The 21,549-nt window shown below is 60.5% G+C and carries 16 protein-coding genes; 10 read left to right on the forward strand and 6 right to left on the reverse strand.

Going from position 1 to position 21,549, the window contains the following annotated elements; genetic code table 11:
- Positions 1-5 precede the first annotated feature (5 nt).
- Together ahcY and JOE65_RS06120 are read left to right on the forward strand one after the other, a co-directional pair.
- Positions 6-1,508: an adenosylhomocysteinase gene (gene ahcY / locus JOE65_RS06115; RefSeq protein ID WP_205162383.1), complete on the forward strand. Its 1,503-nt coding sequence runs from the start codon at positions 6-8 to the stop codon at positions 1,506-1,508.
- Between the two features lie 28 nt (positions 1,509-1,536).
- Positions 1,537-2,787 carry a L,D-transpeptidase gene (locus tag JOE65_RS06120; RefSeq protein ID WP_205162384.1) on the forward strand — a complete coding sequence of 417 codons (1,251 nt, stop codon included), beginning with the start codon at positions 1,537-1,539 and terminating at the stop codon, positions 2,785-2,787.
- On the opposite strand, the gene JOE65_RS06125 is transcribed toward JOE65_RS06120, so the two are convergent.
- Positions 2,777-3,580 carry an RDD family protein gene (locus JOE65_RS06125; RefSeq protein ID WP_205162385.1) on the reverse strand — a complete coding sequence of 268 codons (804 nt, stop codon included), beginning with the start codon at positions 3,578-3,580 and terminating at the stop codon, positions 2,777-2,779. The genes JOE65_RS06120 and JOE65_RS06125 overlap by 11 nt on opposite strands.
- 73 nt (positions 3,581-3,653) lie before the next feature.
- On the opposite strand from JOE65_RS06125, the gene JOE65_RS06130 reads away from it, so the two are divergent.
- Entirely contained in the window at positions 3,654-4,646 is a 993-nt protein-coding gene (locus tag JOE65_RS06130; protein WP_205162386.1) for a stage II sporulation protein M, read from the forward strand.
- Positions 4,647-4,768: 122 nt separating this feature from the next.
- The gene (locus JOE65_RS06135) at positions 4,769-5,665 is read left to right on the forward strand and encodes a TIGR01906 family membrane protein (protein WP_338021560.1); all 897 of its coding nucleotides are present in this window, start codon (positions 4,769-4,771) and stop codon (positions 5,663-5,665) included.
- On the opposite strand, the gene JOE65_RS06140 is transcribed toward JOE65_RS06135, so the two are convergent.
- Entirely contained in the window at positions 5,662-7,233 is a 1,572-nt protein-coding gene (locus JOE65_RS06140; protein WP_420827518.1) for a dolichyl-phosphate-mannose--protein mannosyltransferase, read from the reverse strand. The two genes, JOE65_RS06135 and JOE65_RS06140, sit on opposite strands and share 4 nt — an antisense overlap.
- 90 nt (positions 7,234-7,323) lie before the next feature.
- On the opposite strand from JOE65_RS06140, the gene rsmI reads away from it, so the two are divergent.
- Together rsmI and JOE65_RS06150 are read left to right on the forward strand one after the other, a co-directional pair.
- Positions 7,324-8,178, forward strand: a complete 855-nt coding sequence (gene rsmI / locus JOE65_RS06145; RefSeq protein WP_205162387.1) for a 16S rRNA (cytidine(1402)-2'-O)-methyltransferase — start codon at positions 7,324-7,326, stop codon at positions 8,176-8,178.
- 180 nt (positions 8,179-8,358) lie between these two features.
- Positions 8,359-9,840: an NAD-dependent succinate-semialdehyde dehydrogenase gene (locus JOE65_RS06150; protein ID WP_205162388.1), complete on the forward strand. Its 1,482-nt coding sequence runs from the start codon at positions 8,359-8,361 to the stop codon at positions 9,838-9,840.
- A 7-nt stretch (positions 9,841-9,847) separates the two neighbouring features.
- Here the strand turns inward: JOE65_RS06150 and JOE65_RS06155 are convergent, their stop codons facing one another.
- From JOE65_RS06155 to JOE65_RS06165, 3 genes are read right to left on the reverse strand one after another with little or no spacing between them, the layout of a single operon-like run.
- Entirely contained in the window at positions 9,848-12,178 is a 2,331-nt protein-coding gene (locus JOE65_RS06155) for a transglutaminase TgpA family protein (RefSeq protein ID WP_205162389.1), read from the reverse strand.
- A complete protein-coding gene (locus JOE65_RS06160) occupies positions 12,175-13,596 on the reverse strand; it encodes a DUF58 domain-containing protein (RefSeq protein WP_205162390.1) in 1,422 nt (473 codons plus the stop codon). The genes JOE65_RS06155 and JOE65_RS06160 overlap by 4 nt, the downstream gene beginning before the upstream one ends.
- A 15-nt stretch (positions 13,597-13,611) precedes the next feature.
- Positions 13,612-14,622 (reverse strand): AAA family ATPase, encoded by a 1,011-nt coding sequence (locus JOE65_RS06165; protein ID WP_205162391.1) that lies wholly within the window; start codon positions 14,620-14,622, stop codon positions 13,612-13,614.
- Between the two features lie 127 nt (positions 14,623-14,749).
- Between JOE65_RS06165 and JOE65_RS06170 the strand changes: the two genes are divergently transcribed.
- The 4 genes from JOE65_RS06170 (at position 14,750) to JOE65_RS06185 (ending at position 19,919) form a co-directional block, all read left to right on the forward strand.
- Positions 14,750-15,724 (forward strand): TatD family hydrolase, encoded by a 975-nt coding sequence (locus tag JOE65_RS06170; protein ID WP_205162392.1) that lies wholly within the window; start codon positions 14,750-14,752, stop codon positions 15,722-15,724.
- 244 nt (positions 15,725-15,968) lie between these two features.
- Positions 15,969-17,114, forward strand: coding sequence for a resuscitation-promoting factor (locus JOE65_RS15305; protein ID WP_275587539.1), 1,146 nt, complete (start codon positions 15,969-15,971; stop codon positions 17,112-17,114).
- A gap of 31 nt (positions 17,115-17,145) precedes the next feature.
- The gene (gene rsmA, locus JOE65_RS06180; protein WP_205162393.1) at positions 17,146-18,033 is read left to right on the forward strand and encodes a 16S rRNA (adenine(1518)-N(6)/adenine(1519)-N(6))-dimethyltransferase RsmA; all 888 of its coding nucleotides are present in this window, start codon (positions 17,146-17,148) and stop codon (positions 18,031-18,033) included.
- A 62-nt stretch (positions 18,034-18,095) separates the two neighbouring features.
- Complete coding sequence (locus JOE65_RS06185; RefSeq protein ID WP_205162394.1) at positions 18,096-19,919, forward strand: ABC-F family ATP-binding cassette domain-containing protein; 1,824 nt, start codon at positions 18,096-18,098, stop codon at positions 19,917-19,919.
- 115 nt (positions 19,920-20,034) lie between these two features.
- Here the strand turns inward: JOE65_RS06185 and JOE65_RS06190 are convergent, their stop codons facing one another.
- Positions 20,035-21,549 carry a tripartite tricarboxylate transporter permease gene (locus JOE65_RS06190; RefSeq protein WP_205162395.1) on the reverse strand — a complete coding sequence of 505 codons (1,515 nt, stop codon included), beginning with the start codon at positions 21,547-21,549 and terminating at the stop codon, positions 20,035-20,037.

Consider the following 21,549-nt stretch of genomic DNA (forward strand, 5'->3'; position numbering starts at 1 on the left):
TCTCCATGACATTTGATTACAAAGTTGCCGATCTTTCCCTCGCAGAGGCAGGACGGCACCAGATCCGTCTGGCGGAGCATGAGATGCCGGGCCTGATGGCATTGCGCCGTGAGTACGCCGATTGCCAGCCACTCAAGGGAGCCCGCATTGCGGGTTCGCTCCACATGACCGTCCAGACTGCCGTCCTGATCGAGACTCTCACTTACCTGGGTGCTGAAGTCCGCTGGGCCTCGTGCAATATTTTCTCCACGCAGGATGAAGCTGCGGCCGCGGTTGTGGTTGGCACGGGCAGCGTCGAGGAACCTGCGGGTGTTCCGGTTTTTGCCTGGAAGAACGAATCACTGAAAGAGTATTGGTGGACCGCGGAACAGATCCTCACCTGGCCAGCGGATAACCAGGGGAACGCTATTGGTCCCAACATGATCCTTGACGACGGCGGAGACGCCACCATGTTGCTGCACAACGGCGTGGAATTCGAAGCTGCCGGAAGTGTTCCTCCGAATCCGGAGGAAAACGATCCTGACTATTCCTATGAGTACACGGTGGTGTTGGATACCCTACGACGCACCCTGGCGAACGACCCGCAGAAGTGGACCAGCATCGCCGCGGAAATTCGAGGCGTCACTGAGGAAACCACAACCGGTGTCCATCGCCTCTACAAACTCGCCGAACAGGGCAAGCTCCTTTTTCCGGCCATCAACGTCAACGACTCAGTGACCAAGTCCAAGTTCGACAATAAATACGGTATCCGGCACTCACTCCCGGATGGAATCAACCGTGCCACGGACGTTCTGATCGGTGGCAAGGTCGCAGTGGTGTGCGGTTATGGCGACGTCGGCAAGGGTGCGGCAGAGGCATTGCGTGGCCAGGGAGCCCGGGTTATTATCACCGAAATTGATCCGATCTGTGCGTTGCAGGCGGCCATGGACGGCTACCAAGTTGCCCAGCTTGAATCGGTGTTGACATATGGGGACATTTTCATCACGACGACGGGCAACAAGGACGTCATCATGGCCGAGCAGATGAGCCTCATGAAGCATCAGGCCATCGTTGGAAACATCGGCCACTTCGACAATGAAATCGACATCGCCGGCCTGGGGCGAGTTCCTGGGATCAGCAGAATCGAGATCAAGCCGCAGGTCCACGAGTGGGTATTCCCGGCAGATGACACCGGCAAGGGTGGCCACTCGATCATTCTGCTGTCAGAGGGACGCCTGCTGAACCTTGGCAACGCCACGGGCCATCCATCGTTTGTGATGAGTAACTCATTCGCCAACCAGACCATCGCCCAGATTGAGCTGTTCACCAAACACGATCTCCACCAGGACGACGGCTCACCGGAGTATGCCAAAGAGGTGTACGTTTTGCCGAAGGTCCTGGATGAGAAAGTGGCGCGCCTCCATCTCGGTGCACTCGGCGTCGAGTTGACGGAACTGACCAAGAGTCAGGCCGAATATCTTGACCTTGACGTCGCGGGACCGTACAAAGCAGATCATTACCGGTACTAGACCGAGTCAGCCTGGGGAGGCGCACAGCATGAACACAAAGAACGGTACAGGGAAGCGGCGCTGGAAAATCGGCGCGGCAATCCTTGTTGGTGTCCTCGTGGCCGGTGGTGGAGCGGCGGCCCTGACGGCGCCGTCGTGGGCAGGAGACACCGCCTTTGCGGCGGAGCCTTCGTTGCGGCCGGCCCTCTCCGGGCAGATTGCCAAAGACATCCGCTTCAGTGCGACGCCGGTTAAAGATGCCACCGGTGTCAATCCTGCGGACGCTCCAGTGGTCACCTCTGAGAACGCCAGCATCTCCAGCGTTGAACTGCGCGCAGAGGGCGGTGAGAGCGCAGTGGACGGCCAACTATCGGGGGATAAACGGACGTGGACGGCTATTGAACGGCTGGTCTTCAACACGGCATATACCTTCAACATCACCTTGACGGATTCAACAGGGCACCAGGTTCAGGAACAGCGGAGTTTCCACACAGTCAAGCCCGCCAACGAAGCCGACGGACGTATCTATCCACTTGACGGTGCCGACATGGGCATCGGTCAGCCGATCGAAATCAACTTCAGCGAGCCGGTCATCAATAAGGATGCCGTGGAAAAGGCCGTCAAGGTCACGTCGAGCTCTGGTCAAGACGGAGCGTTCTACTGGATCAGCGACACCAAAGCCCGCTACCGGCCCCAGGAATTCTGGAAGCCGAACAGCAGCATTACCGTGGAGATGAACCTTTTCGGCGTGGACTTCGGCAACTCGATGATCGGCAACGCCGACATCACTTCGACGTTCACAACCCACAACAAACGCGTCGCCATAGTGGATAACACCACCAAAACCATGAAGATCTACCTTGACGGCAAGTATGTGCGTTCCTTCCCCGTCACGCTGGGCACCAAGGAATGGCCGTCTCTCGAGGGCTACCAAGTGGTCATGGAACAGTACGCCCGCACCGAATTCCGCGCAGAGACCATCGGTCTGGACAAAGACGATGACTTCTATTACAAGCCGGTGATGGTGAACAACGCGAGCCGGCTAACCAACGGTGGAGTCTTTGTGCACGAGGCGCTTCCCGCAGCACAGCCGGTACTGGGTAAGACCAACGTCTCTCACGGTTGTATTGGAATGTCACCTGAAGGGGCCCAGTACTTCTACGACACTTTTGGCCCCGGCGACTTGGTCAAAGTGGAGAACACCAACCATGGACCCATGTTCGTGTGGGACGGGTACGGTGGCTGGAACATGAGTTGGGATGAGTGGACCTCTAATTTCATCCAGCCGCTCACTGACTAAACGGCAGCTTGTGCAGACGAGCAGAAGCCGCATTGAGCCGTTCGCGCTGCGCTGAGAGCCGAGAGTAATCGCGTTCGCGTCTCTGTGCCGTAACCGCCTGCAGGAACTCCTCAGGGGTTGTTCCTAACGGCGGTGCCGGCGAGACGTACGTACTCGTTTCATTGGCCAGATCAACCGCGAGAGTGCGCCTGGCTGTCACAGTCATGCGCGGTGCCTGAGAGCTGAACGTTGCCAATCGGCGGCCAAGAGAATCTGGGAGCCGAGCCATGTCCGCAAGGAGCACCCATTGCTGAAGGTGAGGCGGAGCGAGGGCAAGCACCGGTGACTGGCGGATGTAGCGTTCGCGCATCGAGTACGTTCCAGCCAGGACATCTCCCACTCGCTTTGAGCGCTCATTGAAGATGGCCACCACGAATGCCAGCGAACCAGCCAGAATATAGATCTCCAGGACGGCGACCATGCCACGGATGAACGCGTGCCGAAAACGGATGGAACCGCCGTCGTCGCGCACGATCCGCAAACCCATCACGAGCCTGCCCAGGGATTTGCCACGCGTGAGAGTCTCCACAGTCACGGGTAGACCGACCAGGACAAGGAGCAGCGCGACGATGACGACGGTGCGTGTTAGTGCGGCGTCCATGGCCCCTCCGAGAGCGCCGGCGAACGCCAGAAAGACCAGGACCAGGACCACGAGCTGAAGGACAATGTCGATCAGTGCACTCAGAAAGCGTGCACCGAAAGCGGCGGGCCGCAATTCCAGCACTACCGCCTCGCCCGTGATGACCGAACTCATGAGACCTCTCCTCCGTCACGGGTGGCCCCGCACAATAAGAACTCTACAGATGTGCCCGGGATAGGATGAGCCCGTGGATATGGACGCCTTTACTCAGGTCAATCAGCATGATTGGGACAGACTCGATGTACTGGTCAAACAACGCAGGCTGACCGGGGAAGAATCGGATGAAATGCTGGTGCTGTACCAGCGCGTGTCCACTCACCTGTCCGTGATTCGTTCCATTGCGCCGGAAAGCCAGCTCTCGGCCGGGCTCTCACTCCGGCTTTCACGCGCCCGCACCCGCTTCACCGGAGTCCGCTCCAACTTTTTCGAAGATCTCGCAATCTTCTTCGCCTTCTCGCTGCCAGCGGCTTTCTACCGGATTCGCTGGCTGACCGTAATCATCGGGGTGATATTCACTGCCGTCGCGTTCGGATTCGGATATTGGGCCGCCAACACCCCAGCGGTTCTCTCGGCCATGGGCACGGACGCGCAGATGCAGCAGTACGTGGAGGAAGACTTCATCAATTACTATTCGGAGAACCCAGCGGCTTCTTTTGCTGGAGCTGTATGGACCAACAACGCCTGGATCGCACTGCAATGCGTGGCCTTTGGCATCTCGGGACTCTGGGTGCCGTTTGTGTTGTACCAGAACGCGCAGGGCGTTGGCATGGCGGGTGGGATGATGGCAGCGCATGGCGAACTAGGAACGTTTTTCACGTATATCCTTCCGCACGGGTTCATGGAACTGACCGCCATCTTCATTGCTGGGGCGGCTGGTCTGCGAATCTTCTGGACGTGGATTTCACCGGGTCCACGGACGCGGTTGGCGGCCCTCGCACAGGAGGGGAGGTCGTTGATGACTGTTGCCCTCGGGCTGGTTGCCGTGCTGTTCATCTCCGGGCTCGTGGAGGGTTTCATCACTCCGAGCCCTCTTCCGGCGCCGTTGCGGCTGTTGATTGGATTCGCTGTGTTTGCTGCGTACTGGGTGTACACGCTGGTGCTCGGAAAACGAGCATTTCAGGCCGGACACCGCGGAGACCTATCCGCCCGTGATGCCGGCGACGCAGTTATCACCGCTTGACCACCGCTTGACTGTCAGGACCACGCGGGGCGGTGCCCAGAATGATGTCGTGATACCGGTACCCTCAAAGATGTCAGGGATATATAAGCACGGACCGCAGAACATTTTCGAGAGAGGCAGCAGTGGCTGGGCAGGATAAAGAAACCGGCACGGACGAGGCTGCCACCGCTGCGCCTGTCGCAGACCCCGATGCAAAAAACGATCCTGAGACCCAGCACTTCCGCCTGCCGGCCCGGGACGCCCACCGGCGCGCCTCTGAGCGGGACGAAGCAGCCAACGCAAAACCGCTGCTTCCCCGCATACTACAGATCTTCGTAGCCGTGATGTTCCCATTCATCGTGGTTGCCGCGTCGGTCCGGGCGGTCACATCCTCGGTGTTCCTGTGGCTCGAATATCACCGCCCCGGATTTCCCGCCGATTCCTATGGCTTCTCCACCGATGACCGCCTGACGTACGGCTCCTACACCGTTGACTACATCCTGAATTTTGCTTCACCCAGGTACCTGGGCGACCTCGTGGGACCGGATGGACAGCAGCTGTTCCTCGAGAGCGAAGTCGGCCACATGCAGGACGTCAAAATGGTCCTCGCCACAGGTTTCCTGGTGGCATTGGTACTGGCCATTGTCGCCGTCGTCTGCTGTATTTATCTCCTCCGCCGCTACAGCGGAGGAATTCGCCGTGCATTGTTTGCCGGTGCTGTTTCCACCCTGGTGCTCATGACGGCACTGGCGGTGACCGCCGTACTTGGCTGGGAACGATTCTTCACACTCGTGCACCAGGTCTTCTTCTCCGAGGGCACCTGGACGTTCCGGGTGGACGACACGTTGATTCGGCTTTTCCCCGAACAGTTCTGGCTTGACTCGGGCATTGTCATCGGCGCCCTGGTTCTGCTGGTATCGCTGGTGAGCCTCGTGCTGACCTGGCCCACCCGCCGTCGTCGGACACGGTCCCGGACTGCGCAAGAGGCTGCGCGTCGCCGGATGCGCGAAAATCTCGAATCATCCTCAGCCCTACGCTAGATCCAGCTGGGCATCCACATGCGCAACCGCCACATCTCGTAAGGAATGGTTTCTGCCGTCCAGACTGGCAGGAAAAAGGCGCTAACGCCCACTGACAGAGCAACAAAAAGCCCCGTTGCCAGCATGCCGCGGTTCCGTCTATGCACAGATGCGCCCGTTGGCCCCAGAAGAAGCCCCAGACAATATGTGAGGCCGAGAATCAGAAACGGCAGGAAAACGATCGAGTAGAAGAAGAACGTAGTCCGCTCCGGGTAAAGAAACCACGGTAGATACCCTGCTGCCACTCCGGCCAGAATCGCTCCGGCTCGCCAGTCACGCCTGCCAATCCAGTAGAAAAGCAACACCAGCAGGCACAGAGCCGCCGACCACCAGATCAGCGGGTTACCCAGCGACGTGATGGCAACGGAGCAGCTCTCCACCTGACAACCGGCCTCGCCGAGCTTGGGGTCCTCGTAGTAAAACGACGTCGGCCGGCCCAGCAGTAGCCACGACCAGGCACTGGCTTCGTAGGAGTGCTCCGAGCTGAGGCCCTGGTGAAAGGTGTAGGCGCTGCGATGATAATCGGCCAGCGACCGCAGCGAATCAGGAACCCATCCCCAAACGGCTGAGGGGTTGTCCTGGGCCCAGCGACGATTATAGCCGTCGGCGGAGAGAAACCAGCCAGTCCACGTGCTCAGGTAGGTAACGGCCGCTACTGGCACCATGCACACGAACGCAAAGAGGCCGTCCTGCATCACGGCAGCAGCAGCCCAGTGACGGATCCCAGCAATGCGTCTGGCGTTCATGTCCCAGAGCACTGTCATGACCCCGAACGCCGCAAGGTAAAAAAGTCCCGACCATTTGGTGCCTACGGCTAGGCCCAGGCAAACGCCAGCAGCAATACGCCAGGGCCGCCAGAAGATCCATGGACCGTAGAGTAGCTGTCTTGGTGCCGAGCTCGCCAGGTACGATGCAAGGCGCCGCCGCGACTGCTGCCTGTCCATCAGGAGTGCGCAAAAAGCAGCTAACACCCAGAACATGAGGAAAATATCGAGCAGCGAGGTCCGCGATTGGACCAGGTGTTGTCCATCGACGGCGATGAGCAGGGCTGCTACGCCAGCCAGGGCTGCGGACCGGAAAAGTTTCTGCGCCGCAAACGCGATCAGCAGGATGGACAGCGTACCCACCATGGCAGCCGAGAACCGCCAACCGAAGCTGTTGTCCGCACCGAAGAGGAGCATGCCGAAAGCGATCATCCATTTGCCCACGGGTGGGTGGACCACGTATTCCGGTCCCTCACCGAGTACGCCCGGATTGCCGGCGTTGAAGGAATCGTTGGCGTTCTCCGGCCATTCCCGTTCGTAGCCTGAGATCAGGAGGGAGTAGGCGTCCTTGACGTAGTACGTCTCGTCGAAGATCAGCGAATCCGGCTCTCCAAGTCGGATGAAACGTAGTAGGCCGCCGATGATCGCGGCGATGACTGGCAACCCCCACGTGAGCAGCCCACGAGCCATCGGAGGGCCATCGAGGCGAAGGCGGAGCGAGGCCTCGGTGAACGCCGTCGGGATCGTAGTGATCCGCTGGACCAGTGAGACGGATAACCCATCGAGGGAAGGTTCAGTGGTTCTCTGGCTCACCGGGTCAATGCTACCGGCCCGGATGCGAACTAAGCTGGTCGAGTGCAAGAGCAAACAGCTGCCGGTGAAATCACCCTGGCCGGAACGCCCATTGGAAATATTGGAGACGCCTCGGCCAGACTCCGCGAACTGCTGGCTGGCTCGGACGTGATTGCTGCTGAGGATACTCGTCGGCTGCACCGGCTGTTGCAGGGGCTTCAGATTGCCCCTACTGGAAGAATCATCAGCTACCACGAGCACAATGAGGAAGCCCGCACTGCGGAGTTACTTGACCTTGTCCGCTCAGGAAATAACGTGCTCATGGTCACGGACGCGGGGATGCCCTCGGTATCAGATCCCGGGTACCGCCTGGTGGAAGCCGCCGTCGCCCAGGGCTTGCGCGTGACAACTGCCCCAGGCCCATCAGCGGTACTCACCGCGTTGACTCTCTCGGGCCTGCCCACGGATCGCTTCTGCTTTGAAGGTTTTCTACCGAGGAAGCCGGGGGAGCGGAAGGCCAGGTTGGCCGAGCTCTCGCGGGAGCAGCGAACCATGGTGTTCTTTGAGGCACCGCATCGTCTGGAGGTCATGCTCAGGGCGCTCTCCCAAGGATTTGGCGGCAATCGGAAAGCCGCCGTCGCGCGGGAAATGACCAAGCTCTACGAGGAGGTGCTCCGCGGGCCGCTGGAGGAGTTGCTGCGCTGGTCCGAATCCACTGAAGTCCGAGGTGAAATCGTCGTCGTCGTTGCTGGTGCCCCGGACAAGCCGCCGGAGGATCCGGCAGATCACGTAGCCGCAGTGGACACGCTGGTGTCCGGCGGAATTCGGCTCAAGGACGCGGTTTCCTCTGTTGCCGAGGATGCGCGAATCAGTAAGCGCGAACTGTACGCCGCCGTCCTGGCTGCACGCGGCAAGTAATCGCTGGGCGTCGATCGGCATCTTCAACCCTGCATGGCTGGTTGTGCAGGTGCCTAAGAGTGTTGGGGCTGCGACGTGCATGGTTACATGGACAGGGTTTCGAACACCGGGCTATGTTGAAGCAAATCCGGCTTCGCGGCCGGCATCTCTGGACGGCACAAAAACTATTGGAGGATGCTCATGGCCATCACCGCCGAGCTCGAAACAGAAGTTCTGGACAAGGTCCCCACTGGGATCCTCATCGGGGGTACCTGGCGCGACGCATCTGAGGGTGACACCCTTGACGTCGAAGATCCGGCTACTGGCCAAATTCTGAAGACGATCGCCAGTGCAAGCCGCGAAGACGGTGTCGCTGCCCTCGACGCAGCTGTCGCCGCTCAGGAAAATTGGGCCAAAACGCCGGCTCGCGAGCGCGGGGAGATTCTTCGGCGCGCCTTCGAACTGGTCACTGAGCGGGCAGACGAATTTGCACTGCTCATGACTCTTGAAATGGGAAAACCCTTTGCCGAGGCCAAGGGTGAGGTGACGTACGGAGCAGAATTTCTTCGCTGGTTCTCCGAAGAAGCCGTCCGCACCTCGGGCCGCTACAGCACGTCCCCCGATGGCAAGAGTCGTTTGCTGGTCAACAAGAAGCCGGTCGGCCCCTGCCTGCTCATCACGCCCTGGAACTTTCCCCTGGCCATGGCTACGCGCAAAATCGCTCCCGCTATTGCAGCGGGGTGCACCATGGTGCTCAAACCGGCAACCCTGACGCCTTTGACGTCGCTGCTCTTCGCCGCGGTGCTCGAAGAGGCAGGCCTGCCCGCAGGTGTTTTGAACATCATCCAGACCAAGAACGCTGGCAAGGTTACCGGACCGCTGATCAAGGACGACAGGCTGCGCAAATTGTCCTTCACCGGCTCCACCGAGGTGGGCCGCAGCCTCCTTGCAGATGCGTCGGAGAAAGTATTGCGCACATCTATGGAGCTGGGCGGCAATGCCCCTTTCCTTGTCTTTGAGGATGCCGATATCGACGCCGCGGTCCAAGGAGCCATGCTCGCCAAGCTGCGCAACATGGGCGAGGCCTGTACCGCAGCGAACCGTTTCATTGTCCACGAATCAGTGGCCGACGAATTCGCGTCCCGCTTCGCAGAGAAAATGCGGGCACTGCAGACCGCCCGTGGTACTGAGGAGCACTCAACCGTCGGGCCGCTCATTGACCAGAAGTCTCGGGACAAGGTGCACTCGCTGGTCTCTGATGCCCTCGAGGACGGCGCAAAATGCGTTCTCGGGGGCAAGCCGGTGGAGGGCAAGGGGTACTTCTATGAGCCCACGATTCTCACCGACGTACCCGCAGGCTCCAGAATCTTGCAGCAGGAAATATTCGGACCGGTGGCGCCAATCGTCCGCTTTTCCACCGAGGACGAAGCAGTGGCGCTGGCAAACAACACGGAGTACGGGTTGGTGGCCTATGTGTTCACGCGGGATCTGAACCGCGGCCTCCGCATGGGAGAACGTTTGGACACGGGGATGCTGGGTCTCAACGCTGGCGTTGTATCAAACGCTGCGGCGCCGTTTGGCGGAGTCAAGCAGTCCGGGCTGGGCCGTGAAGGCGGTTCCGAGGGTATCGAGGAATATCTCTACACCCAGTACGTCGGGATTGCGGACCCAACCGCTTCCTGAGTGGCTCTCAGGGCCGGCGCCATAAGGACACCGACCACAGGGTTGCCTTGATCCACTCTATCCGTGAGGCCTTGCTGGTCAGGGCCTCACGGACTGTTCGGAGGTCCTGCCACACGGTCGGATGTGTGGAAGTCAAAGCAACACTGTCCTCAACAGGCCCCCGTCCGTAGCGCGCCATTTCGCAGGCCGAGCGCACTCGGTTCAGGGCTGCTGAACTCTCAGTGTTTAGATCCGCCTGGGAAGCTAATCTGGCGGCGAAAGTGCGCGGTGTGTCCGCAACAGTTGCTGGGTACCCGAGGTCAAGGGCCGTATCCTGCAGCTCTTGCCAGGCCGCAACGGCGGTGCCCGAGGCGTAGGCCCTGCGGCGACGCCACTTTCGGACCCCCCCGGGCACCAGAGTCAACAGGATCAAACCTGGTACGACGGCGGCAAACCAGAGAGCGCCGTGGCCACCGGATTTCGATCCTGCCGTAGCAGGCTCTGATTCGGACTCAGGCTCTGCTGATGGGGAAGGATCATTCACCGGACGGTCGCTGCGGGGATCCAGAGCGTCAGCTGGGTCCTCATCAGCGCTCGCCGGGTTTTCCTGGGCGTACTGGGGCACCACGCCGCGTGAGGGGGTCGGTTCAAACGGGATCCACCCAATTCCCTCGAAATACAACTCTGGCCAGGCATGGGCGTCACGTGAGTTGACGGAGTATTCCTTGAGCTCCTGTCCACCAGAGCTCGTCACAGTCTCTCCCGTGCTCGTCCCGGGTACGTAGCCGATGGCAATCCGACTGGGGATGTCCGCGATGCGGGCCATGACCGCCATCGCTCCGGCATAGTGGACGCAGTAGCCGGACCGCTCCTGGAGAAAAGAGGCAATGACGTCCATGCTGTTGCCGTCGTAGCCGCCGTCGACCGGTGCTTCCAGCGAGTAATTGAAATCGGGTCCACGCAGGTAAGCCTGGATGGCGAGCGCCTTCTCGTAGGGATTTTGCTGATCCTGCGTCACCTGCAACGCTGTGTCGCTGACAATGCCAGGGACACCGTTGGGGACTGCGAAGAACCGGTCGTCTACTCTGCCGGGAGCAGAAGGCGGCGCAGACGTGAGCTGCTGACGCGTCACGTTGGGGTCAACGCTCAGCACCTCGTAGTCTTGCCGGAGCGTTGAACTCTCTTCGCCGAGGATGGTGAGGGTCTTCGGGTCCCAGGTCCACTTGCCCTCAAGCCCATTGACGCTCAGGGGCGCATAGGGTGCCAGGAGCCACGGACTGTTGAAACTACCCGTTGTGATGCGTGTCAGGGTGGCGTCCTGAAACTGCAATTGTCGGCGTGCGGATGGGCCACCGATGTTCGCCAGACCGGACTGCCGATCCACGTCCCGCGGTTCTGGTTCCCAGCGGTCACCCCCAAAATTCTCCAATGTCACCGAGCGCAGATACATCGGTTCTTCGGAGTTCGTTGCGTAGGTGATTCTCCCGAATCCCTGCGGGTTGCGAAGGTCCCGGCCCAGGCTGACCACCGGGTTCAGGCCCGTTCCGCTGCCGAGGAGATCCAGGCGGGAACCATGTGGAAAAGATCCGGTGGTGAACCCAGGGATGGCTAAGGGGACAACCGCGGTGGCCGCTATGCAGACCACGGCAATCATCGTCGCGCGCTGGAGAAGAGCCGTGGCACCCATGGTGCGGGGTCCGGTGCGCAGCTGCCCGATAGCGTGCGCTGTTCCTAAGAGAATCAGGAAGCCAGCGCCGGCAGCGAGCAATGAGGAGATACTGATGCTCTCAGGCAGGACGACCGCGGGAATCAGCAGGAGCGCAATGAGCCCCAGCCCGCTGAGCGCTGGCATGCGTAAGGTGACGGCGAGAGCGTCGACGATGATTGTGATCAGTCCCACCAGGGCACTGGTGAGGAGCAGAATCCCGTCTGTTGGGAGCACCGGAGCAACCTGGGACATGATCGTTGTTTCAGCGTGATTGATCAATATCGGCAGGTATTGAAGTGTTTGGCTGGTCGGTATGAAGCCCAGGGCGCTGGCGTTGGGGAAGAACTGTGCGGTGAGGATACACAGCAGCGTGAGCGTCCCCAGAATAGGTGTCAGCAGTGAAGGCAGTCGAAGGCTACGGGCTGCGGACATCGCCAGCAGAACGATGGGGACCGTTGTCAGGACCCCCGGCACCCAAGCGGCATTGTCAATGAGACCGTCGAGACTCAGGGTGGCCAGGACAACTGCGATGCCCACGGCCGCTGACACGAACCAGTGGGCATGGCGGCCGACGACGCCGCCGCCGTCCGAGTGTCGGTCCGGAACCGAACCGTGGTGGTCGCTGGTGGCGTCCCGTGCCGGGGCTCTCATATGGAAGCCGCTGGGGCCGTGGTGCGGCTTGCCCCTGAGCTTACCGAGTCGTCGAAGAAGGCCCAGGCCGCGGCGATGGACGTCTGCGGGGAGATGGCAATGGCATGCCATCCGCTACGGCGCAGAATATTGAGAACCTCGTGTGCACTGCGCGGACGGTCTGTGACGAGCATGGCGAACGAGTGAGAACCGTAGCTCGCGGAGAGGGCCATCCGCTGCGCTTCTTCGATGCTGATTCCGCCCAGCAGGGCCATCAGGGGGCCGCGCATGGACTGGCCAGCCAGCTTGTCCATGAACAGTTCCCCGTAGGCGGCGGAGCCGGACGCCTGGATCGCGCTGCCGCGCTGACTCCTTCTTCTGGAGGTTGTCGAGCTTCTGGAGGTTGTCGAGCCGGACGGTGAAACCAGTTCGAGCGCAGCGAGACCTTCAGCGACATCGTGAAACCCTGCTGGTCCGGTGAACTCCTCCTGGTCCTTGTTGTGCGCCGACGCTGAACTCCGGAGCGCGGGTGAAGCGTGCTGATCCAGAAAGCGAACAGTGTGACCCTGCTCAATGAACTGGTGTACAACCGAGACGGCAGTGGTAACACACCACTCGAAGGATTCAGAGCTCCGCACACTGCCAGCGTTCATTGACATAGGTAGGGGATACCCGTTGGTGTGGCTACTCTCCCGGCGGTCCAGGATGATCGTGGCCTGGGGCGTGGAGACAGATTCTTCCTGACGAACCATGAGTTCACCGTGCCGTGCTGTGGCAGCCCAGTGAACGCGGCGCATGGGATCTCCACTTCGGTACTCGCGGGTCATCACATCGTCGTTACTCGGGTTGGCCTGTCGACGTGTGGTCGCGTTCCCCTCTAGCCCACGCGTGCCAGAAAGCGTGCTGACCGGCAGATCCAGGGGCGACGGAGCCACTATCAGGTGATCGACCGTCCCGACGGTGTGCCTGGCCCGGCCCAGACCGAACGGGTCGGTAAACTCAGCGGAGAGCGGCCCCACCGGAAACATCCCTCTGGATGCTGATCGGATGCGGTATTCGTAGGAGGATGACTGCGGGTTTCTGGCGGTGCCGCCCGAGTAGGCATAGCTCGGAGCCTGGCCAAACGTCGTCGGCAAACCCTCGGTCAGAAGGGACGTTCCAGGTCCGGTTCCCTTTGCTGTGATCCTCAGGTGAACTCGGGCGGTCACTCCCGTAAAAACCGTGGGCGGCGCGAAACGGCGCTCCACGTTCAAGCGCGGCCTCATCAAACGAACTATGGCCACCGACAGCAACGGCAGCACCACCAAGAAGATTCCCAGATGCAGCAGATCTCGACGGCCCAACGACTCAGCAAAAATCAGTGCCAGCACCCCTGCTGCAATGAAGCCCCAGCCTCTGAGGGTAAGCGTTTTCCCCGGAAGTCGGGCCAGTAAATCCACGATGTTCAGCCGCGACTAGCGTCGTGCCAGAGTTTGATGCCGCGAGGTTTCCGGTATAGGGGTTGCCGCCAGAATGGAGCTGATGATTCCAGCGGGGGTTTCACCGCTGCTGAGAGCCTTGCGGTCGAGGATGAGTCGGTGCGCCAGGACGACCTGCGACATTTCCGAGATATCGTCTGGCAGCACAAAGTCCCGGCCCTGCAGGGCTGCAGATGCTTTGGCCGCCCGCAGTAGTTGCAGTAGTGCACGGGGGCTGGCCCCAAGCCTGAGGTGAGAGTGTTCTCTCGTGGCGCGACCAAGAGCAACCGTGTACTCCTTGACGGCCGGAGAGACGTGCAGGCTTTGAACCAGGGTGATCATGGCTGCGATGTCCGTTCCTGACACCACGGGGTTGATTGATTCCAGCGGAGAGGCGCCCTGATGACTTTCCAGCATGTCCATTTCCGACTGCGCGTCAGGGTAACCCATGGAAATGCGTGCCATGAAGCGGTCCCTCTGCGCTTCCGGCAGCGGATACGTACCCTCCATCTCGATGGGATTCTGGGTGGCGATGACCATGAATGGATCGCCCAGCGAATGGGTTTGGCCGTCGACTGTGACCTGGTGTTCTTCCATGCACTCAAGCAGGGCCGATTGAGTTTTGGCCGACGCGCGATTAATCTCATCGCCAATGACGAGGTTGGCAAATACCGGGCCCTGGCGGAATTCGAATCTGTGGCTGTCTTGATTGTAAATGGAGACGCCGGTGACGTCCGAAGGAAGGAGATCGGGCGTGAACTGAATCCTTCTCACACTGCAGTCCACCGTGCGAGCCAGCGTTTTGGCGAGCATCGTCTTGCCGACGCCGGGCACGTCCTCCACGAGCAGGTGTCCCTGTGCCAGTAGTACCGTCAGGGCGGTCTGGGTTGCTTCCGGCTTTCCGTCAATGACGGTATTCATGGCCGCGAGGATACGTTCAGCTGCGTCATGGAACGAGTGCAGCGAAGCGGAGGAGGTGTCGTCGTGGTCGTGCTGGTGTATGCCCATGAATACCTTTGAAGGGCCCGCGTCAACGGGCAGACGGCTGTGTCTAAAGTAACATTATCCATCCCAACCACCGGTGCTGCTGAATAGTTCCATGACTCTCTCGGCGCACAGAGATTAGGGTTGGACCATGTCTTCTGAGCAGAACCAGCACCAGACCGCCGTTCCAGTCGCCTACCGTGCTCTAGAAGCTGGACCTGAAGCGCTGTGGGATGTGGCATCGGCAGGAGGCGGTGGACGGCAACGCAGCGCCTTTGACCAGCAGGGTGCGCGGCGGAAGCTTGAGTATCCACCAGCGCCCGAACCGTTACCCATTGCGGTCATGGATAACCACACGCATCTGGATATGGAAGACGGCAATGTGGCCGTGTCCGTGAAGGATGCCCTCGACGCCGCCGAAGCTGTGGGGATCTGCGGGGCCGTGCAGGTTGGTTGCGATCTTGCGTCCTCGCGTTTCACTGTCGCCGTGCTCAACGACGAACCCCGTCTGTTGGGGGCGGTAGCGCTGCACCCGAATGAGGCTCCGCTGCTTGCCGCACGTGGTGGACTCGAGGACGCGTTGGGTGAAATCGAAAAACTGGCCGCCCACCCCAGGGTCCGCGCGATCGGGGAAACCGGGCTCGACTACTTCCGGACGGCTGCTGAGGGCCTCCAGCGTCAGCAGGACTCGTTTCGCCGCCACATCGACATAGCGCGTCGGCTTGGCCTTGCGCTGCAGATCCATGATCGTGATGCCCACGACGACGTCGTCCGCGTTCTGGGGGAGGAAGCCCTACCGGAAAAGGTGGTTTTCCACTGCTTCTCAGGAGGCCCCGAGCTGGCGAGAATCTGCAACGAAAACGGTTGGTACATGTCCTTCGCGGGCACGTCGACGTTCAGGAATGCTGGAGCGATCCGTGAGGCCCTGACCGTCGCGGATCTGGCACTGATGCTGGTCGAGACTGACGCACCGTTTCTGACACCGCACCCGTTCAGGGGTAAGCCAAACGCAAGCTATATGGTCCCTTATACGGTTCGTGCTATGGCTGAGACGCTGAATGTGGACCTTGCTGAACTCTGCAGTCGGCTGCGTAGCAACACTGAAGCGGTGTACGGGATTTGGTAAAAGTCACGTTTGCCCGATAATCACAACTCCGTTACGGTTAGACGTTATTAGCCGGGGTCGGGGAAGGCTTTCCGGATAATCCACTCGCGTGGTGGTCATTGATGTGGTCGTTCCGTTCGTATGCCCACCTCAACTCTGCCCGCGCAAAGCTCATGGGGCACTTTTGTGCGCTGTGAACCCCCGTGCCCGGATACTTTCGACGTTATGGGTACTCGTGGCGGGTTCAAGAGGTAAGCGCTGGGTCATGATTGCAGCGCAGGGTGCTGTGATGTTTTCGCTCGTCCTGGGACTGGTGGCCTTTGTTGGCAACAACAAATTGGTGACGTTGACCGTGGACGGCAGGACCAGCACTGTGCAGACGTTCGGTGGCACCGTGGGGGACGTCCTCGGTAAGGCAGGCGTCGGCGTCGATGCCGCCGATCACGTGACGCCAGCGCTGTCGGCGGCAGTCCAGGACGGCACGATCATCAGTGTCAACCAGGCAACCGCTGTGACCGTCACCCTTGACGGTGCGGAATCTACGGTCAACACTACGTCGGACACCGTGGGGGACCTCGTGGCAGAACTCGGCGTTGCCCGGCAGTCGCGACTCTCAGCCTCACTGGAGACCAATTTGGTGACGTTGGCGAACCCTCTCTACATTTCAACCCCCAAGACCGTTGCGCTACTCGCTGATGGCAAGAGCCGTGAGGTAACGACGACGGCTGAGACAGTGGCCGATCTTCTGGCCGATGCAGATGTGTCGCTCGGCGACAAGGACCGAATCTCCATTCCGGAATCCTCGCTCGTCGTTGCCGGGATGGCACTGAAAATCACCCGTGTGGAGACGGGTAAGGAAACCACTAAGACCAAAGCTGTTCCCTTCACCACCAAAGAGGTCAAAGACAACTCCCTGGCCGAGGGTAAAACAAAGGTGAAGACCGAAGGCGTTGCCGGTGAAACCGAGGTCGTCTACGCGCTGACAGTGATCGACGGCAAGACAGTCAGCCGGAAAATGCTGAGCGAGACTGTCCTGATCAAAGCTGTGCAGGAGTACATCCTCATCGGCACCGCTGTAGAAGACGAAGAAGTAGTAGCAGCAGTAGAAGAAGAGAAAAAGCCGGAAGAGAAACCGGGTCAGGGGACCGGCGTTGCTGGTCCCAGCGCCGGCAACTGGGCTGCCCTGGCTAAATGTGAATCTGGCGGAAACTGGTCCATCAACTCAGGCAATGGTTACTACGGCGGGCTCCAATTCAGTCTCCCCAGCTGGCGTGGTGCCGGTGGCGGCAAATATGCACCGTATCCACATGAGGCATCACCGGCTGAGCAGATCGCAACGGCTGAAGTCCTACGCTCCAGCGGTGGATGGGGCCACTGGCCCTCCTGTGCTGGACAGCTGGGATTGCTCTAGGTGCTGCCGCTATTGCACCTAGAATGACAAGGTGACTGAACCCTCCCAGCCTGACGGCACCACCCGCACTCAGCCTCTGCTGGGGGCCGGAGACATCCGCAGGCTCGCCGCGCATCTGGATATCCGACCCACGAAAGCTCTGGGTCAGAACTTCGTGATCGATGGCAACACTATTCGTCGTATCGTGTCCGCCGCTGGACTGGATGAGACGGAAACGGTCCTGGAGGTGGGGCCGGGTTTGGGGTCCCTGACGCTTGGCCTGCTTGACGCCGCAGCCCGAGTGGTCGCGGTCGAAATTGATCCGGCCCTTGCTGGTCTACTTTCGGACACGGTAGCCAAGGTGCGTCCCGGAGCTCAGGACCGGCTAACGGTTGTCCTGGCCGATGCTATGCGCGTCACGGAACTGCCATACTCGCCCACGGCGCTGGTAGCGAACCTGCCATACAACGTTGCCGTGCCGGTTGTCCTGAATCTGCTGGAACGCTTTCCCAGCCTCGAGCATGGTCTCGTCATGGTCCAGGACGAGGTAGCGGATCGTCTGGCTGCGCCTCCCGGATCACGGACGTATGGCGTTCCGTCGGTCAAAGCCGCCTGGTATTCGCAGATGCAGAAGGCAGGCGTCATTGGGATGAACGTTTTCTGGCCAGCACCAAAGATCGCGTCCGGGCTGGTGCGTTTTACCCGGCGGGACCCTCCACAGACCACGGCCACCCGGCAAGAGGTGTTTGCGGTTATCGACGCGGCGTTTGCCCAGCGCAGGAAGACGCTGCGGGCAGCTCTGGCCGGGTGGGCCGGCAGCCCCGTAGCGGCAGAACAGGCCATCCGGCATGCGGGCGTGGACCCGAGTGCTCGTGGCGAAGTCCTCGATGTGAAGGCTTTTGCCCGGATTGCAGAAGGCGGTCGTGCGTTATTTGCCTGAATAACGGCCGGACCCCGGTAAGCTGGGGAATCCCAGAATCAACGTGAGGAAGTAGCTACCACTTGGCACATTTGCTCGGTGCTGAAAACGTCAGCGTCTCCTATGCCACCCGAACCATCCTCGACGGCGTGACCATCGGCCTTGAAGAAGGTGAGAGGGTCGGAGTGGTTGGTCGCAACGGGGACGGCAAATCTACGCTGATGCGTCTTCTTGCCAACCACGACACCCCAGATACGGGGAGAGTCACCAAACGCCGCGATGTCAGCGTCGGCTTCCTTGACCAGCAGGACGTCCTCAATGGCGACCTTGGCGTGGGCGAGGCGATCGTGGGGGAGCAAGCCGATCACGAATGGGCGGCCAATCCTCGCATCCGGGAGATCATGGGAGGTCTGGTTGCAGACGTCGACTGGCATTCGCCGGTGGCATCACTGTCCGGTGGCCAACGTCGCCGTGTGGCCCTGGCCAAACTGCTGATCGCCGACAACGACGTCATCATGCTTGATGAACCCACCAACCATCTGGACGTTGAGGGCGTGGCGTGGCTGGCCCAGCACCTGCGGCAACGATGGCGTCCCAGTGTCGGCGGATTACTGTTGGTCACCCACGACCGCTGGTTCCTTGACGAAGTCTGCACCCGCACGTGGGAAGTTCACGATGCGATGATAGACGTATTTGACGGCGGCTACGCTGCGTACGTACTCGCACGTGCCGAACGCGACCGGACGGCTTCTGTGGTCGAGAGCAAACGCCAGCAACTGGTCAAGAAAGAACTGGCGTGGCTACGGCGGGGGGCACCGGCCCGCACGGCAAAACCAAAATTCCGCATCGAGGCGGCCAATGATCTCATCGCTGACGTCCCCGAACCCCGGAACAGCCTGGCTCTGACCCAGATGGCAACCGCGAGGCTCGGCAAAGATGTCCTCGATCTCGAGGACGTTTCCCTGTCCCTTGGTGGCAAGGAATTGTTCAAGAACATCACCCTGCGGCTGGCGCCCGGCGAGCGACTCGGCGTCGTCGGCGTCAACGGCGCGGGCAAGACCACTATGCTTTACCTGCTCAACGGCGACGTCGAACCTGATACAGGGCGACGCAAAAAAGGGAAAACGGTCCAGACCGCGGTTCTGTCGCAGGACGTTGGGGAACTGGCGGATGTCGAGGACCTGCGGGTCATCGAGGTCATCGAGAATGAGAAGCGAGTCTTCAACGTTGGCGGCCGTGAGGTGTCCGCCGGGCAGTTGGTGGAGCAGCTGGGGTTTTCCAATGAACGTCAGTGGACACTGGTCCGGGATCTCTCCGGCGGTGAGAGACGACGCCTGCAACTGCTGCGTCTGCTCGTGGGGGAGCCCAACGTACTGATGTTAGATGAGCCCACCAACGACCTCGACACGGACACCCTCGCAGCAGTGGAGGATGTCCTGGATGGATGGCCTGGCACCCTGGTAGTAGTTTCCCACGACCGTTATCTTCTGGAGCGTGTCACCGACCACCAAATGGCACTGCTGGGCGACGGTAGGCTGCGCGGGCTACCCGGCGGTGTGGACCAGTATCTACAACTGCGCCACGGAATGACATCCGGTGGACCCTCCTCCGGATCGCCAATGGCAGCTGAGAGCGGATCCAACCAGGAGACGACGACGGCGCCACCATCCGAGGGCGGCGGGGACCGGAGACAGGCTCGCAAAGACCTCACTCGGATTGAGCGACAGCTGGGGAAGAACGCTACCCAGATCGAAAAAATTCAGGCGCACATGACCGAGGCAGGATCGGCATCGGACATCGATTTCGAAACGCTCGCCGGACTCAAAGGAAAACTCAGCGCGGCGCAGGGGGAGCGGGAATCCTTGGAAGAGCAGTGGATCGCCGCCGCGGAGGCCGCCGGGAACTAGCTAGCATTTTTCCCGGGATTCTGTGCCGTCCTTGTGTCCGGGGGTGGGCCACAAGGACCAGCCCCACGGCCAGAGCTGGCCGCGGGGCGTATGCCTGTAGGGGGACTGAGTTTAGCTATTCAGCACCGACCTTGTCGGCATCGTTTCGCCGGGGGAGGATCCGTGGCAGTACTGTCGGCAGCACCAGCACGGCAACTGCCACTAGCAGCAGCACAACGGTCAGCGGACGGGTGAGGAAGACAGAGAAGTCGCCCTGACTGATAGAGAGTGCACGCCGCAGTTGGGTTTCCATCATAGGACCCAGGATGGCTCCCAGAATGGCTGGGGCAACGGGGAAGTCGTAGACCCGCATGAAGAAACCAGCGACCCCGATGGCACAGACAATCAGCACTTCGATCAGGCTGCCGGAGATCGAATACACGCCCAGGACCCCGAACACCAAGATGCCGGTGTAGAGCAGTTCCTTGGGTATTTCAAGGATTTTGATCCACACTTTCACCAGCGGCAGGTTGATGAGCAGCAGCATGACGTTACCGATGAACAGTGAGGCAATCAGGGTCCAGACCAGGTCAGGAGAGGTCTCAAAGAGCTGAGGGCCGGGCTGGATATTGTAGATCTGGAAGGCGGACAGGATGATGGCCGCTGTTGCCGACGTCGGAATGCCCAGGGTCAGCAGCGGCACCAGCACGCCAGAAAACGATGCGTTGTTGGCTGCCTCAGGTCCGGCGATGCCTTCGATGGCGCCTTTGCCGAATTCGTCCTTGTGCTTCGAGAGCCGCTTCTCCAGGTTGTAGGACAGGAAGGTCGGCACTTCGGAGCCGCCCGTAGGCATGGAGCCGAAGATGAAGCCGAGAAACCCCCCGCGGATCCACGGTTTCCAGACGCGTTTGCGTTCGGCTTTATTCAGCCAGATCCGACCGGAGAATTCAACCTTCTCCTCCTTCGCGAGCTGAAGCCGGGCCAGGCCGTAGAGGGCCTCGCCGATGGCGAAGAGTCCAATCACCACAATGACGATGTCGATTCCGCCGAGCAGCTCCGGTGCGCCGAAGGTGAAACGCTGCTGCCCGGTCAGGAAGTCCAGCCCGATCAGTCCAACGAACAGCCCCGCAAAGAGACTGACCATTCCCCGGATGATGGAAGTTCCCACCAGCGCAGTCACAGAGACGAAAGCGAGAACCATCAGAGCAAAGTAATCGGTGGCTTGAAACGACTTGGCCAGATTTGCCACCACCGGCGCAAGGAACGTAAGGCCCAGCGTGGAGATGATGCCAGCGAAGAATGATCCCATCACCGCCGTTGCCAGGGCTGGACCGGCACGTCCGGCCTTCGCCATCGGGTACCCGTCTATCGCCGTCGCCACCGATCCTGCCTCACCGGGGGTGTTGAGCAGGATGGATGTGATTGCGCCACCGTAGAGGGAGCCGTAGTAGATTCCAGCGAAGATAATCAGCGCGCCGGTGGGATCGAAACCATAGGTCAGTGGAAGCAGCAGCGACAGCGCGAGAGCCGGTCCGATCCCGGGTAGGACACCGACGAAGGTTCCGAGGGTGACGCCTATGGCGGCGTAGATCAGGTACTGCAGCTCAAAAGCGTTGGCAAAGCCATTCGCGAGGTCAGAGAAGGCATCCAT

It is taken from the genome of Arthrobacter roseus, from assembly GCF_016907875.1.
Classification (GTDB): domain Bacteria; phylum Actinomycetota; class Actinomycetes; order Actinomycetales; family Micrococcaceae; genus Arthrobacter_J; species Arthrobacter_J roseus.